Source organism: Methylocella sp., from assembly GCA_037200525.1.
Lineage (GTDB): Bacteria > Pseudomonadota > Alphaproteobacteria > Rhizobiales > Beijerinckiaceae > Methylocapsa.
In genome coordinates this window covers 4,554,057-4,568,073 of the sequence record JBBCGG010000001.1, presented here as the reverse complement: position 1 = coordinate 4,568,073, position 14,017 = coordinate 4,554,057, and the positions used below count along the sequence as shown (strand labels likewise).

Here is a 14,017-nt window from a genome sequence, read left to right as displayed (position 1 = left end):
CGCGCCTCCTGCAAATTTTGAAACAAAACCTTTTCACGGTTCTTTTCGAGGTATGGAGCCTATCTGCCCTTGCCGGAGCGCTTCGCGTTGTTTCTCGATGGAGTGCTGGGCGTGTGTGATGGCGATGGAAAATGCTGTCGCGTCGGCGGTCCCGCTGGCTTGTCTCTTGACGAACCAGGAAATAATCCCGTTGAGTTCCGCCTCCAAGGCTTTGAGTTCGGAAGCTTGCGACACAAGAGCCTCGTCGGCGAGCTCGATCAGGCGATCGATTTGCCGTAGATCGCTTTCGGATTTCTTGCGATTGAGGCGTCCGACGAGGAGCGCGACCGCAGAGCCGGCCATGCTTAGAGCCATGCCGCCCAGATAGAAATATTTTTGGAACTCATCGAAGAAGCTCTGCTCTCCACTGTTGAGATAGGCGGCGACGCCCGGATGAACCGGCAAGACTGGGTTCTTGTCGTCGGGGTCGGGTGCTTCGATCTGACTGGCGAGCGGCGTTTTGGCCACCAGCTGGGCTTTGGTCTTGAAAATGGATCGCGCAATCGCTCCAGCCACGGCGTCGAGCATCGTGTTTGGAGCGACGAAGCGGTAGGTGATGGCGAGGGTTGTCACCGTATCATCGGGGATGGGCGGCCGCCCTTGGAAGGCACCGGCGGGCACGTCGATCGACTCGAGGCCAGGAAAACGCTTGTTGATGGCGACCGCCTCGTCGATGGCGAGGATGTCCGGGGCGCGCTTGGTCGCGAGCTTGATGGCGCCGACAACGTCAACGACCTCGCCTGGCCCCATCGGACCGACGGCGAGAACGGCCACCACATGCTTGTCATGAACTGCCGCCCCGATTTCAGCGAGCGGCAGGAAAACCCGTTTTACCGAATTCGCCGGAATATTGTAATAGCTCAAGATCGAATCGAGGGTCTGCTCGTTGTAAGTTTGCAAGGGCCCTTGAGGGATGCCGATGGTCTTGCCGGTGATGCTTGGGATTTTGTCGATTGGGGATTTGGCCGGCACAACGAAAGCGACGACATCCCGGCGCAGAATGGCGATGGTCTCGCCGTTGGCGGGGATCACAGCGTCGCTGCGCACGATGCCGAGGTCCGTGGCGTGATCTTCGATCGCCTTAGCGCTCGCCGCCAAATCGGCGACTTGGACGAGTTTAATGTGGATCCGCGGATGATTTGCCTCGGTCACCGAAGCGAAGGCCGTGATGAAGCGATAGGCCGTGCTGCCGGGTGGACCGGTCGTTACGCGGAGGTTTGCTTGCGGCGACCAGAAATAGACCGCCGCGGCGAGGGCCGCCACGACGATCAAGAGACCTGCGGTCAGAAGTAGCGCAGGGCGCATAGGAGAAGTCCCTTATTCTGGTTTCTCGCATCGGCGCTAAAGCATTTTTATGTCAAGGCAAACTTGTTTCAGGCCGGAGCGTGCCTGAGCGGCCTAAAGCCATCCCGCGATCGATGCTCCGAACAGCGTCTTCCCCCCTCGCGTGCTCGCCGGTGCATCTGTGGCGCAGCACGCAGGGGGGACAGCAACGGAGAAGTCGCCCGTGTCGAGGCATCAGATAGGTTTCTGTGCCATAGCACGTGCCCACGGGCCGCACCTTGGGCCATCGATATCGAGTCGCAAAGATCCAGTCGAAAAAGCCCGTTAGCGCACGACGCGCCTGTGCACCGCAACAGGTCTGCGCACTACGGCGCGTCTGCGCACGACAACAACCGTCTTCTCCACGATCGCCTCGGCACTCCCGACCGAAGTCGTTGCAAGCGCGCCCGGCGCGATCATCGGCCCGGCAGCATACGTCTCCGAACTCGCAAACGCGAGCGCTGCCACAAGACCTGCGGACAACAGCACCGTGTGTGTCGTTTTCATTATTCGTTTCTCCTCTTCGAAGGATGCCCGGATGATGAACGGTCCGTTCGGAAGGCTGGAACGCGTAGCTCAAGTTAGGCCACAGATAACGCACTTGGCCGACATTCCCCAGCTCGCCATCAGTTCCATTCCGAATCTGCCCCGGCCAAGGGTTTTTGGCAAGCGGATAGGTTTGAATGGAACGTACCTTAATATCCGGGTTGTCTCCCTCCCGTCATCGAGAACTGTGAGCCGAACTTCCGCAAACGTCCGGAAGCTGTCGCCAGTTGTTTGATCCCAGAATGAGGTGACGCGGGTTGATTTTGAAGATTGAAGGATCGGTTGTCCAGGCGTGAGTCATCGCCTCGAACGGCGTTTTCCACCGCAAGGCCTTAAGATGCTTGGCGAAGTTGTAGGCCGCGACGAAGGCGAGGACGTGCGCTTTGAGGCTCTCGATATCCGGGTAGTGGAACAGTTTGAGCGTCGCATCGTTGATGGTGCGGTTCGTGCGTTCGGCTTGACCTCCGCTGGCTTCTCCAACGAGCTTCGCTCGCCGGAGCCTCAAGCCAGCTCCGCCATTGGTCCACGGATGGTAAGGCTTGGTCAGCCGGTGTTCGATGCCATGCTCGATGCAGACTCGGTCGAAAATATGCGGGCCGAGAAATCGGCGGCTGGGGCCGTGGCGGTTTTTGGGCAGGTCGGCGAAGGCCATTCCGTTGTCGGTCAACACCGTGTGGATTTTGTAGGGGAAGGCCGCCGCGACGTTGCGCAGAAAAGCCGCGCCCTCTATCTTGCCGGCGCGGTCGTGGAACTCGACATAGGCGAACTTGGAGACGCGATCGATGGCCAGGGACATGATCAGTGAACATGATCAGTTTGCCGTCCGCATGGCGCAGTTCGCAGCTGTCGATGTGGACATAGCCGGGAGTCCAATCCGGCATTACCACTATTGACGCCACTGTGGCCGGCGCGATCGCCACGATCACCTCACCCGCCGCGGCTAAACTCGCTCAAGATCTGAAGACTCTCGGCATGACCGTTTCTTGTGACGGCGCGGACATTTCGGCGATCGGCGCCGTGGATACCAAGGGAGCGGTCAAAGTATTTTTCGGCAAACTCTACGCCTCTCTGGCGCCTGATTGTTCGAAATTCGGCGGGATGCCGGTCGCTCTCTAAGGGCGGCGTCTGTTCTCGTCAAAGCCGCGATTGTCTTTTTGGTTCTTCAAAATCCAGCACCTCCGCATCGCTGGAAAGAAGTGTTGCGGTACACTGTTGAGATGGAGCGGCGCTACTGCGGCCTGTCGAGCGCCGCGGCGGTCACCCCTCCTCAGATGAGCCGAATCGAAGGGCGCATCTGGATTCACTGCGAGAAATAACTGCTCGCCTCGGCGATCGCGAGCATCGCGCCCGCGGTCATCGCCCCGTCGTCAACACCTGAGGCATCGGCCAATGCGCCGAGCCGCAATCATCCGAGCGAGGTCATAGTGATCCCAGCCCTGATTTTATTTTGCTCCGCAGCGTTGAGCCCGGACGCCTGTACCGAGCAAACGGCCTTCGACGCTGTCAGCCGCGAAGTGTCTCCGTTCGAATGCGCAGTCGGTACCCTGAACGCTCAAATGGAGCTGGTGGCCGACCCGCGCGGCGCCGAAGGAATTTTTGTGAAACTAATTTGCGCCAACCGTTCGGCGGAAGGGAAGACCGATCATGGCAACCAATGAAAACGATCTTTTCAACGCGGTGACCAGCAGCCTCGGGCAATTGCTGGGCGCTGGGAGCATCGGCGCCATCGCTATAATCGTTGTCGCCTTGATTAAAAGGCAACCGCCAATGGCGGTTCTGATCGACGCGCGAATGAAGATTCTGATCGATAGCTATCAGAAGCACATCGATGCATGCGAAAAAATCATCACAGGGTACATGGAGCAAGTCGACGATTTGAAGCATCAAGTCGACGAGCTGGCGGCGACGATCGATCGCTTGAGCAAGGAGCTCGACAAGGCCCGAGATAAGTCCAGATAAATCATATTCATCTGCAAAGACCCAGAGAGTGATCGGACCAATTCACACTTCAGCGATAGGCTGTCCCCAGACAAGCCGCCTCGCGCCGAGGCGCCTTTTCTGAAGCGCCACAAACGTCATCGCCCTTTGATGCGTCAACGCGGGAGATGATCTGCTAGACGCGGGCTTCGGCGCGCGTGATTTTTGCGGCGCAGAACTTGAACTCCGGGATTTTTCCGAACGGGTCGAGAGCGGGATTCGTCAATATGTTAGCGGCCGCCTCAGCGTAACAGAACGGCATGAACACCATGTTTTCCGGCACATCGCGGTCGGAGCGGATTTTGACCTCCACTGCGCCGCGGCGCGTCTCCAATTTTATGAAGTCGCCCGGCCAGAGATCCAGCCGCCGCAGATCCTTCGGCGACAGGAAGGCCACCGCCTCAGGCTCCAGATTGTCGAGCACATTGGCCCGGCGCGTCATTGAGCCGGTGTGCCAATGTTCCAGCACGCGGCCAGTCGATAGCACCATAGGATATTCGGCGTCCGGCACTTCATTCGGGGGCATTACGCTCGCCGGCACGATCTTCGCCCGCCCCGACTCGGTCGGGAAACCTGTAGTGAAAATGATTTCATTGCCAGGAACGTCGGGGCTATCGACGGGATAGGTGACGGCGCCTTCGCGCTCCAGCCGCTCCCAGGTGATGTTGGCGAGAGACGGCATCGAGCTGGCCATTTCGTCAAAAACTTCGCCGACGCCCTGATAGTTCCAGTCGCAGCCCATCCGTTTGGCGATCTGTTCGATGATCCAAATGTCCTGACGCGCATCGCCAGGCGGCGGAACGACCTGCCGCGCGAGCTGCACCCTGCGGTCGGTGTTGGTGAAGCTGCCGACCTTTTCGGCGAAGGCCGAGGCCGGCAGAATGACGTCCGCGTGGAAGGCCGTCTCTGTCACGAACAGATCCTGCACCACGAGGTGGTCCAGCATGGCGAGCGCACCCCGTGCATGTTGCAGATCAGGATCCGACATCGCCGGATTTTCGCCCTCGACATACATGCCGGTGATTTCGCCGGCATGGACGGCGGTCATGATCTCGACGACGGTCAAGCCGCGCTTCGGATCAATCTCATGGTTCCAAAGCTTTTCGAAAGGCTCGCGCAGATCAATGCGATCGACCGGCTGATAATCCGGCAAAAACATCGGAATGAGCCCTGCGTCCGAGGCGCCTTGGACGTTGTTCTGCCCGCGTAGCGGATGCAGTCCCGTGCCGGGGCGCCCGATCTGGCCTGTGATGAGCGCGAGCGCGATCAGACAGCGCGAATTATCGGTGCCGTGCACATGCTGGCTGATGCCCATGCCCCAGAAAATAATCGAGGCTTTGGCTTTCGCGTACATCCGCGCGACTTCGCGCAGCGTTTGCGCGTCGATTCCACAAATCGGCGCCATTTTCTCCGGAGTAAAATCGGCGATGCGGGTCTTCAGATCCTCGAAGCCCTCAGTATAGCCGGCGATATATTGTTGATCGGTCAGACCCTCCGTGATGATCGTGTTCATCATGGCGTTCAGCATGGCGACGTCGCTGCCGGGCTTGAACGCCAGATGATGTTCGGCGTGGCGCGATAATGCTTGTCGCCGCGGATCCATGATGATCAGTTTGGCGCCCTTTTTGGCGGCGTTCTTGATGAACGTCGCAGCAACCGGATGATTGACGGTCGGATTGGCGCCGATGATGATGAGGACTTCGGCGTCAAGCGCTGCCGAGAACGGAGCCGACACGGCGCCCGAATTGATGCCTTCCATCAAAGCGGCGACAGATGAGGCGTGGCAAAGCCGTGTGCAATGATCGACATTGTTCGATCCAAAGCCAGTGCGCACCAGCTTCTGAAACAGATAGGCTTCCTCATTAGAGCCTTTGGCCGAGCCGAAGCCAGCCAATGCTTTGGGACCTTTTTCATCGCGGATGCGGGCAAGACCTCGGGCGGCGACATCGAGCGCCTCTTCCCAGGAAGCCTCGCGGAAATGAGTGAAAGGATTGGCTGGATCGACTTGATCGTTTGGGTCCTTCTTGACATTCGGCAAGCGGATTAGCGGCTTGGTCAAGCGGTGTGGGTGGTTGATGTAATCAAAACCAAAGCGGCCCTTGACGCACAGGCGATTGTGATTGGCGGGACCGTCTTTTCCATCGGCATAGACGATTTTGTCGTCTTTGACCTTATAGGTGACCTGGCAGCCAACGCCACAGAATGGGCAGAGAGAGTCAACTTGCCTATCCGGATAGACGGCGCGGGTCTGATGCTCGTCGAGCAGCGTCGCCGGCATCAAAGCGCCGGTGGGACAAGCTTGAACGCATTCGCCGCAGGCGACGCAGGTCGATTCCCCCATCGGATCGTCGAAATCAAAGACGATCTTGGCGTCATGGTTGCGGTAAGCCATGCCGATGACGTCGTTGACTTGCACTTCGCGACAGGCGCGGACGCAAAGATTGCATTGAATGCAGGCGTCGAGGTTGACCCGCATGGCCGTGTGGCTGTCGTCGCCGATCCAACGCGGCGCCGTCGGGAAGCGGCTTTCGGTGACGCCGATGCGCTCAGCCCAGTTCCAGAATTTGGAATCGGGATCGTGCGAAGTGGCGCGCGCCGGCTGATCGGAGACCAGAAGCTCCATCACCATCTTCTGCGCCTTGGCGGCGCGCTCGCTTGCTGATTTCACCTTCATGCCCGCCGCAGGCATGCGCTTGCAGGAGGCGGCGAGCACGCGCTCTCCCTCGATCTCAACCATGCAGGTGCGGCAATTGCCGTCGGCGCGATAATCGGGCGAGGGCGAATAGCATAGATGCGGTATGTCGGTTCCGCAGCGCTTGGCGACCTGCCAGATGGATTCTCCAGGAGTCGCCTCGACTGCGCGGCCATCGAGTTCGAAACTGATTTTCTCGCTCATTCTGCGGCTTCCTTCGGCGCAAATTCTTCCGGGAAAAACTTGATCACGGATGTCAATGGATTGGACGCGGCCTGACCGAGGCCGCAGATCGAGGCGTCGCGCATGACTTGACTAAGTTCGCCGAGGAGGTCCTGGTTCCAGGCGCCTTTTTCCATCAGCATCGCTGCCTTTTGCGTTCCGACCCGGCATGGCGTGCACTGGCCGCAGCTTTCGTCTTCGAAGAACTTCATGAGGTTCAGCGCCGCCTCCTTGACGTCGTCCTGTTGCGACAGAACGATCACAGCGGCGGACCCGATGAAACAACCGTATTTTTCCAGCGTGCCGAAATCGAGCGGGATATCGTCCATCGATGCGGGCAGAATGCCGCCCGAGGCGCCGCCCGGCAAATAGGCGCGCAATTCGTGACCGTCAGCCATGCCGCCGCAAAATTCGTTGATCAATTCGCGAATGGTGACGCCAGCCGGAGCCAGTTTGACGCCTGGCGATTTAACGCGCCCCGACACCGAATAGCTGCGCAGCCCATGCCGATCATTGCGGCCGTGGCTACTCCACCAATTAGCTCCTTTTTCGACGATGTCGCGGACCCAAAATACGGTCTCAATATTGTTGATGAGAGTAGCCTTGCCAAACAGCCCGACCTGGAACGGATAGGGTGGCTTATGTCGCGGTAATCCGCGCTTGCCCTCGAGGCTCTCAAGCAGGGAGGATTCCTCGCCGCAGATATAAGCGCCAGCGCCGCGCCGCATATGAATGGTTGGGCCGCCTGGGGGTAATTGGGCGATCTCATGTTCGAGGATCGCGCGGGCAGTCGGATATTCGTCGCGCAGATAGATATAAATCTCGGGCGCCTCGACCACATGAGCGCCGATCAGCATGCCTTCAAGGAACCGATGCGGATCGGTTTCAAGATAGAAGCGATCCTTGAATGTGCCGGGCTCGCCTTCATCGCCATTGATCGCCATCAGGCGTGGGCCTGGCTCGCCCAGAACGGCGCGCCATTTGCGCGCGGTGGGAAATCCGGCGCCGCCAAGGCCGCGCAGGCTCGCCTCTTCGAGCGACTTGAGCAGAGCTTCGGTCATCATCGCCCCGGAGCGCACCCGCTTGAGCAGCTGGTAGCCGCCCTGCGCGACATAATCGTCATAACCGACATAGCGCGGAATATGCGGATGCGTCTCTCCGCGCTCCACCGCTGCGAAGACGCTATCTGGCGTCGCATGATCGACGAAATAGTGGCCAATTTCGGCGACGGGCGCCGTATCGCAACGCCCGACGCAAGGCGCGCGGACAACGCGCACATGCGGGCCCGCACCGGCTTTGACCGCGTGCATCAATTCCTCAGCGCCGAACATAGCGCAGGTGAGGGAATCGCAAACTCGGATGGTCAGCGGTGGAATGGGCCGCTCGCCCTCCTTAACAACATCGAAATGGGCGTAAAATGTCGCGGTCTCAAAAACTTCCGCGAAAGAGAGCTTCATCACATCGGCCAGGGCCGCGAGATGCGCCGCGGAGATCTGCCTATACTTGTCTTGGATGAGATGCAGATATTCGATCAGCAGATCACGTTGGCGCGATCCATTGCCAAGAAGCGCCTCGATTTCTTCCAACGCACGCGGATCGACCTGCCGCCCTTTCGGGACTGGCTTTGCGCGCCTGATGCCTTCGCCAGGATGGTCGAAGTGGCGAACGTCTAAATTCGTGTCACCATCCATGTGAAGCAGTTTCCTTCCATCATCGTCCGATCTGCGCTGACAAAGCTGCGACGGCCGTTATGCCTTAAATATCTTACATATAGAGGAAACGAGCCGGCCTCAAGCGAGTGACCTCCGCACCTTAATAGGCCCGATGCAGATCGAACCATTCGCGCCACTTTTTAAGCATTCCAAATAAGCGTGTCGGGATAAAACCTGAAGATCAATCCTGAAAATTCCGTCATCCTATTGAGATTGCCTATAGAAAGCTGACCTGAGACGATGCGTTGAGCTAGGGTCCAGACTCACAACCAGTAGCTGACGGTAACGGCGATGCAGACTGTCGCGAGGAAGTTTATGGCGTTTCGGTCGTAGCGCGTAGCCACGCGCCTGAAGTCTTTCAGGCGGCAGAACATGCGTTCGATGGCGTTGCGGTTTCGATAGAGGAAGGGCGAGAAGCAGTTCTTCCACCTGCGATTGGCCTTGGGCGGGATATTCGGCATAGCTCCGCGCTCCTCGACCTGCCGACGGATCGCATTTGCGTCGTAGCCCTTGTCGCCATGGAGGATTTCGCAAGGAGGAAGTCGCGCGATAAGCTCCGCGCCCGCCGAGCAATCGGCGATTTGGCCGCCGGTGAGCATGAAAGACAGCGGGCGGCAGTCCGCATCGGTCAATGCGTGGATTTTGGTTGTGCGCCCGCCGCGCGAACGGCCGATGGCCTGATTCTTCTCCCCCCTTTGCCGCCACTGGCCGAGCGATGCGCCTTGACCGCCGAGGAGTCGATGAGGACCTGCGCCGGCGGCCCGCCTGCTTGCGCAAGCGCGTGGAACAGATCGATCCAAACGCCCTTAGCAGCCCAGCGAACGTAGCGATTGTAGAGAGTCTTCTTTGGCCCGTACTCCAGCGGCGCGTCAATCCAGCGTCCGCCAGATTTCAGCACATGAATGATCCCGCTGATCACCCGGCGATCATCGACGCGCGCCTTGCCGCGCGTGTCCGTGGGAAGATGCGGCGCGATCTTCGCGAACTGCGCGTCCGTCAGCCAGAATTGATCCCGATTCATAGTCGCTTCCTTTCGGAAGCTGTGAATCACAATCCGCCTGTCACGCCAACCATTTTATGGGTCTGGGCCCTAGCGCGGGCGCGGACAAATCACCAGGGATGAGCTTTGACTTCGGTGGAATCAATTCCAGGCTCGTCGGCCTTTTGCCCTGTTCCCACAATCCGCAATCTTTCGTTCGCCGACGGCCGTTGAAGCGCAATCCCAATGCCGAGATTCGGCGGCGTCGGGAAACCTCAATGCGTCAGGGACAGCTCGCGCTCGCCGTCTGACGCCAAACTTTTAAAAAAACAGATTCTCATCGTGGATTGACATTAGCTATATAATGAAATGTTATATCCATCGCCACCGCTTGTGTAAATATTCATTAAAATTAGCACTCATAGCGTTATATGACGTTCGAATCGTAACAATAGCTGTGTCCTTATAATAATAATTGAGGATATATAATGCGTCTTTTCTATTTTTGCGTATTATCCTTTTTTATATTTTTATCAACGGTCGCAAACGCGACTTGCGTGCGGCATATTTACAATAAATCGGCCCGGCCGTGGACATTCAAAGCAATTCCGCTAAACAATGGGGAAAACATCGGGAATGTTTGGTTTGAAAACATCAAGTGTCTGAATCCAAAAAATGGACCATGCACAATACCGCCGAACGCAGTAGCCGCGATAAAGTATACGACGACTGACGGTCGTGCGTCAGGGATAATGCCGATACAAACCAGCGCGGGCGGCGTCGGAAGGACAGCTAGTTACGACGGATTCGGGTGTCCTTCAGTGCGGCGTGATCCGGCCTTGGCGCCAGCCATACAGATTAACGTCCCGGCAGACGGGGACTTCGTAATTCTGAAGAATTCTTGGTGAAAGGCAACGCGGCTGCCTACTGCGTGTCACTGTGCCATGGCGGCGGCACACGGGCCGAAGGTGCGGCGGGGACGTTGCGCAGCCAAGGAAAAAGCGTCTCCGCGCGTTCGCTGGCCCGTTTTGCAAACATGCGTTGATCGTCGGCAGCTTTTTGGGTGAACGCGATAACCTGATCCTTGGAAACTCCCGCAACGAGCGCGTCGGCGATGTCCTGGAGGGTATTCGCCGCCGCTTGATAATTAATTGCTTGGATCGTCGCCTCGGCTGCTAATTTCTCTGGGGTTTCCTGGCAAACTTCTTGGGCCATCGCCGACGACGCTGAGAGCAGCAAAGCCAGGACGATTGCTCGATTATCCGTTCTACGCATCGCCGAATCTCCTCAAGTAGAGTTTTGGCAAGGCCGTTACATTTCCTCGATGGCGGCCTTGAAGCTCGCATGGCGCAGCAGCTTGTCGGCGGTCCAGCCGCGATAGGCGACTTCGATCCGCAATATTGGGCGCGTCCTGACGGCGCCTGCAACATTGAGGCCATTGATCGGCGGTTGCTCTGCAGCGATTGTGTCGAGTCCTTCTTTCAGCTCACGCCGTCAGAGAATCCCTTTCCGACCCCCGCCGACGTAGCGCAGGCCCTGCGGCTCTTTTGACGCAAGGAGAAGCTTGGCGGCTGATTCTTGCGCGGCCCCAGATGGCTTGTAGCCGATCACGACGAACTCGCCAGACTGCACGCATTTCGTCTTGACCCAATCCTTGCTCCGGCCGGAGCGGTAGCGGCGATCAAGTCGCTTCGAAACGCTTTTCTATCTGGATCCGCCATATTTCGGCACTGAGGATTTTTACGGCGCCGACGCCTTCTCGCGCGGCGATTTCCATCGGCTGGCCGAGCAGCTCGCCGCGATCGCCGGCGGTTTCATCCTCACGGTCAACGATGCGCCGGAGACGCGGAAGATCTTCGAGGCTTTCGATCAGGAAATGGTGGGCGTGACCTATACGGCGGCCGAGGGGGCCGCAAAAAGGACGTCGGAGCTGATCGTCTCGCGCGTTAAGATCAGAGATCAGGCGAAGCTGGCGTTCGATTGATTTCTTTGGGAATCTAGCATGGTCAGAGGAGATCAATTCGCCGCCGGTACGCCAACGTAGACAGACATCTCTCTAACTTGGGCTGCTTTTTGGAAACGCACCGAAAACAACCCATACGAGAGAGTGGGGTTATGGTGGTAGCGGAGGAGGGACTCGAACCCCCGACACAAGGATTATGATTCCTCTGCTCTAGCCAGCTGAGCTACTCCGCCCCAGTTTCACTCAAACGACGCGCGTCGAGGCGCTCGCGATATAGGCAAGGCCGCCATGTGTGTCAAGCAACCGCGGCGGCAAGCGCCCAATGCGGGTGAGCAGGGCCCTCAGAGTAACCGCCGGGCTCTTGGCTGAAATCCGGATGTCGCGCCATTTTTGCAGAATCAAGAGAAACTTTGTGTGCGCCAGCGCGAAATTGACGAGATGTGACCTATTGCGGCGCTTCCGAACTGATCATCGGACGGTCGTTGGAGGCCCCGCGATTGCCGAAGCGAGGCGAGTGGTGAATATTGCCGCCGCGCAGGGTGGCAAGCGCAAGCGAGGGAAGAGGGAATGAGTTTGCGCACGACGGGGCAGGGGTCGCCCATTCGCGCGATCGCGCTGGGGGCGTCCATGCTGGCCGTGGTGATCGCCTATGTGGCGATGGCATATGGGCTTGATGTCGCTTCGGTCCCAACCGAGGTGAAACTGGCTGGCGGCGACCGCCCGGCGGATCTTGGCGTCTATGTTTGGCCGCAATCGATCGATGTCGTAAACGCGACCATGCAGCTGCGCGTCGATTTTACGCCGCAGGATGGGTTGCGCGGCGATCGGATCGATGCGCCGGACCGCGACCTCAGGGTCATGGTGAGCGATGGACGCAACGTCCATGAGGTCGCATTTAAGGCGCAACAGCCCATGGCTTCGCTGTCGACGGACCTGGATTTGGCCTCAGGCGCCTTTGTCTATTATCCATTCGATCGCTATCAGGCGCAATTGCGCATCACGACGGCCGCCGCTCTCGCGGGAGACAGCGCGCCGCCGCCGCTGACGCAGGCGGTGACGGTCTGGCAAGGCATGGCGGGTTTCGTTCTGACCGCCGCGCTCGGAAAATCGGAAGCCGGGACCGGCGAATCCAGTCTGACGATCGACGCGCGGCGGTCCGACGCCATCATATTCTTTGCGCTGGCGGCCTATGGCGCGATGGCGGTGCTTGGACTTGGGTCGTTCGCCATCGGCGCGCTGGTGTTCCTGCGCCGCCGCAAGCTGGACATCCCATTGATCGGCGCGCTGGCGGCGATGGTGTTCGCGGTGCCGGCCCTGCGAACTGCATTGCCTGGGGCCCCGCCGCTTGGCGGCCGGGCGGACATGCTGGTGTTTCTCTGGGCGGTGTTGGCTGCTGTGATCGGGCTGTTGCTGCTCATTGGGACTTGGGCGGCGGAGGGACCCCGGCCGTGAGGGCAAGCCGCTCGCCCTATGCGGTCAAAACGCGAATTGGCGCTTTGTCGAGCCAAGCCTGGATGTTCTCGACAATTTGAGGAAAAGCTGCACGATAAGTGTTCTCGGTGACATAGCCGATGTGCGGCGTGGCGAGAACGTTGGGCAGGAACCGGAAGGGGTGAGCCTGCGGCAATGGCTCCTCGTCGAAGACGTCGAGCGCGGCGCCCGCAATTTTATCCGCCCGAAGCGCCTCGATCAGCGCTTCTTCCGAGACGATCGGTCCGCGCGAGGTGTTGACGAGATAGGCCGTCGGCTTCATGAGTCCGAGTTCGCGCGCGCCGGCTATGCCGCGAGTCCGCTCGCTGAGCTTGAGATGCACGCTGAGCACGTCGGCTTGCTGGAACAATTCATCTTTTCCGACGCGCTCGGCGCCGAATTCGGCGGCCTTTTCCGCTGTGAGGTTTTGACTCCAGGCGATGACGCGCATGCCAAAAACCTTGCCAAAGGCGGCGATTTCCTGGCCGATCTTCCCAAGACCCAGCAAGCTCAAAGTTTTGCCGCTAATGTCCACGCCAAGGCCCACCTGCCAGCCGCCGGCTCTCACGGACGCCGCTTCGCGATAGAGGCCGCGCGTCAGGGCGAGAATGAGCGCAAAGGTCAAAGCCGGGGTTGCATGCGGATCGCCCCCCGTCGTGCCGGCGACGATAACGCCGCGCGCGGTGGCCGCCTCAACGTCGATTGCGGCGTTCGCCATGCCGATCGTGACGATCAGCTTCAGATTTGGAAGCCGGTAGATCAGATCGGCGCCGAACTTTGTCCGCTCGCGCGTCAAAACGACGACGTCGAACGGCTCCAGCCGAGCGACGAGTTGTTCGATGTCGGCGACGTGATCATGATAGAAGACAGTTCGCGCCGCCGGCTGGAGGTTCCGCCAATTCGCAAGCGATTGAGCTACATTCTGATAATCGTCGAGAATTGCGATGCTCGCGATTTTTACGGCTTCCGCCATTTAAAATCTCCTATCTATTCGCGTCGCCTTAAATGCCTTTGCCGGCTTGAATCAACTCGAGGCGTTTATGCTCTAGTCGAAATTGGGGCTTAGAATATGTCGCTATGGCTCAATCAGCTAG

General features: G+C 58.8%; 13 protein-coding genes, 1 tRNA gene and 1 pseudogene. 5 read left to right on the top strand and 10 right to left on the bottom strand.

The window, feature by feature from the left end; translation table 11 throughout:
* Window positions 1–33: 33 nt before the first annotated feature.
* The 3 genes and pseudogenes from WDN46_22465 to WDN46_22455 all read right to left on the bottom strand — a co-directional run bounded on the left by WDN46_22465 (window position 34) and on the right by WDN46_22455 (window position 2,771).
* Entirely contained in the window at window positions 34–1,344 is a 1,311-nt protein-coding gene (locus WDN46_22465) for a TAXI family TRAP transporter solute-binding subunit (GenBank protein ID MEJ0096071.1), read from the bottom strand.
* 303 nt (window positions 1,345–1,647) lie between these two features.
* Window positions 1,648–1,869, bottom strand: a complete 222-nt coding sequence (locus WDN46_22460; GenBank protein ID MEJ0096070.1) for a hypothetical protein — start codon at window positions 1,867–1,869, stop codon at window positions 1,648–1,650.
* Window positions 1,870–2,083: 214 nt separating this feature from the next.
* Window positions 2,084–2,771: pseudogene (locus WDN46_22455) on the bottom strand (hypothetical protein).
* Between the two features lie 37 nt (window positions 2,772–2,808).
* Here WDN46_22455 and WDN46_22450 point away from each other — a divergent pair.
* From WDN46_22450 to WDN46_22440, 3 genes are all read left to right on the top strand, one after another.
* Window positions 2,809–3,024, top strand: a complete 216-nt coding sequence (locus WDN46_22450; GenBank protein ID MEJ0096069.1) for a hypothetical protein — start codon at window positions 2,809–2,811, stop codon at window positions 3,022–3,024.
* 308 nt (window positions 3,025–3,332) lie between these two features.
* Window positions 3,333–3,566 carry a hypothetical protein gene (locus WDN46_22445; GenBank protein MEJ0096068.1) on the top strand — a complete coding sequence of 78 codons (234 nt, stop codon included), beginning with the start codon at window positions 3,333–3,335 and terminating at the stop codon, window positions 3,564–3,566.
* Complete coding sequence (locus tag WDN46_22440; GenBank protein MEJ0096067.1) at window positions 3,553–3,867, top strand: hypothetical protein; 315 nt, start codon at window positions 3,553–3,555, stop codon at window positions 3,865–3,867. The genes WDN46_22445 and WDN46_22440 overlap by 14 nt, the downstream gene beginning before the upstream one ends.
* Before the next feature lie 154 nt (window positions 3,868–4,021).
* On the opposite strand, the gene fdhF is transcribed toward WDN46_22440, so the two are convergent.
* The 4 genes from fdhF to WDN46_22420 form a co-directional block, all read right to left on the bottom strand.
* Window positions 4,022–6,781 (bottom strand): formate dehydrogenase subunit alpha, encoded by a 2,760-nt coding sequence (fdhF, locus tag WDN46_22435; protein MEJ0096066.1) that lies wholly within the window; start codon window positions 6,779–6,781, stop codon window positions 4,022–4,024.
* Complete coding sequence (locus WDN46_22430) at window positions 6,778–8,490, bottom strand: NAD(P)H-dependent oxidoreductase subunit E (GenBank protein MEJ0096065.1); 1,713 nt, start codon at window positions 8,488–8,490, stop codon at window positions 6,778–6,780. The genes fdhF and WDN46_22430 overlap by 4 nt, the downstream gene beginning before the upstream one ends.
* 284 nt (window positions 8,491–8,774) lie before the next feature.
* A protein-coding gene (locus WDN46_22425; GenBank protein MEJ0096064.1) for an IS5 family transposase occupies window positions 8,775–9,532 on the bottom strand; the annotation gives its coding sequence in 2 pieces (ribosomal slippage) (window positions 8,775–9,193 and window positions 9,193–9,532; 759 coding nt in all).
* A gap of 882 nt (window positions 9,533–10,414) precedes the next feature.
* Complete coding sequence (locus tag WDN46_22420) at window positions 10,415–10,729, bottom strand: hypothetical protein (GenBank protein MEJ0096063.1); 315 nt, start codon at window positions 10,727–10,729, stop codon at window positions 10,415–10,417.
* Window positions 10,730–10,834: 105 nt separating this feature from the next.
* Between WDN46_22420 and WDN46_22415 the strand changes: the two genes are divergently transcribed.
* Window positions 10,835–11,041, top strand: coding sequence for a hypothetical protein (locus WDN46_22415; GenBank protein MEJ0096062.1), 207 nt, complete (start codon window positions 10,835–10,837; stop codon window positions 11,039–11,041).
* A gap of 568 nt (window positions 11,042–11,609) precedes the next feature.
* Here the strand turns inward: WDN46_22415 and WDN46_22410 are convergent.
* A tRNA-Met gene (locus tag WDN46_22410) sits at window positions 11,610–11,686 on the bottom strand.
* A gap of 10 nt (window positions 11,687–11,696) precedes the next feature.
* Window positions 11,697–11,855 carry a hypothetical protein gene (locus WDN46_22405; protein MEJ0096061.1) on the bottom strand — a complete coding sequence of 53 codons (159 nt, stop codon included), beginning with the start codon at window positions 11,853–11,855 and terminating at the stop codon, window positions 11,697–11,699.
* A 165-nt stretch (window positions 11,856–12,020) separates the two neighbouring features.
* Between WDN46_22405 and WDN46_22400 the strand changes: the two genes are divergently transcribed.
* Window positions 12,021–12,905: a DUF4436 family protein gene (locus WDN46_22400; protein MEJ0096060.1), complete on the top strand. Its 885-nt coding sequence runs from the start codon at window positions 12,021–12,023 to the stop codon at window positions 12,903–12,905.
* 16 nt (window positions 12,906–12,921) lie between these two features.
* Here WDN46_22400 and WDN46_22395 read toward each other — a convergent pair whose 3' ends face one another.
* Window positions 12,922–13,896, bottom strand: a complete 975-nt coding sequence (locus tag WDN46_22395) for a D-2-hydroxyacid dehydrogenase family protein (protein ID MEJ0096059.1) — start codon at window positions 13,894–13,896, stop codon at window positions 12,922–12,924.
* Window positions 13,897–14,017: the final 121 nt, after the last annotated feature.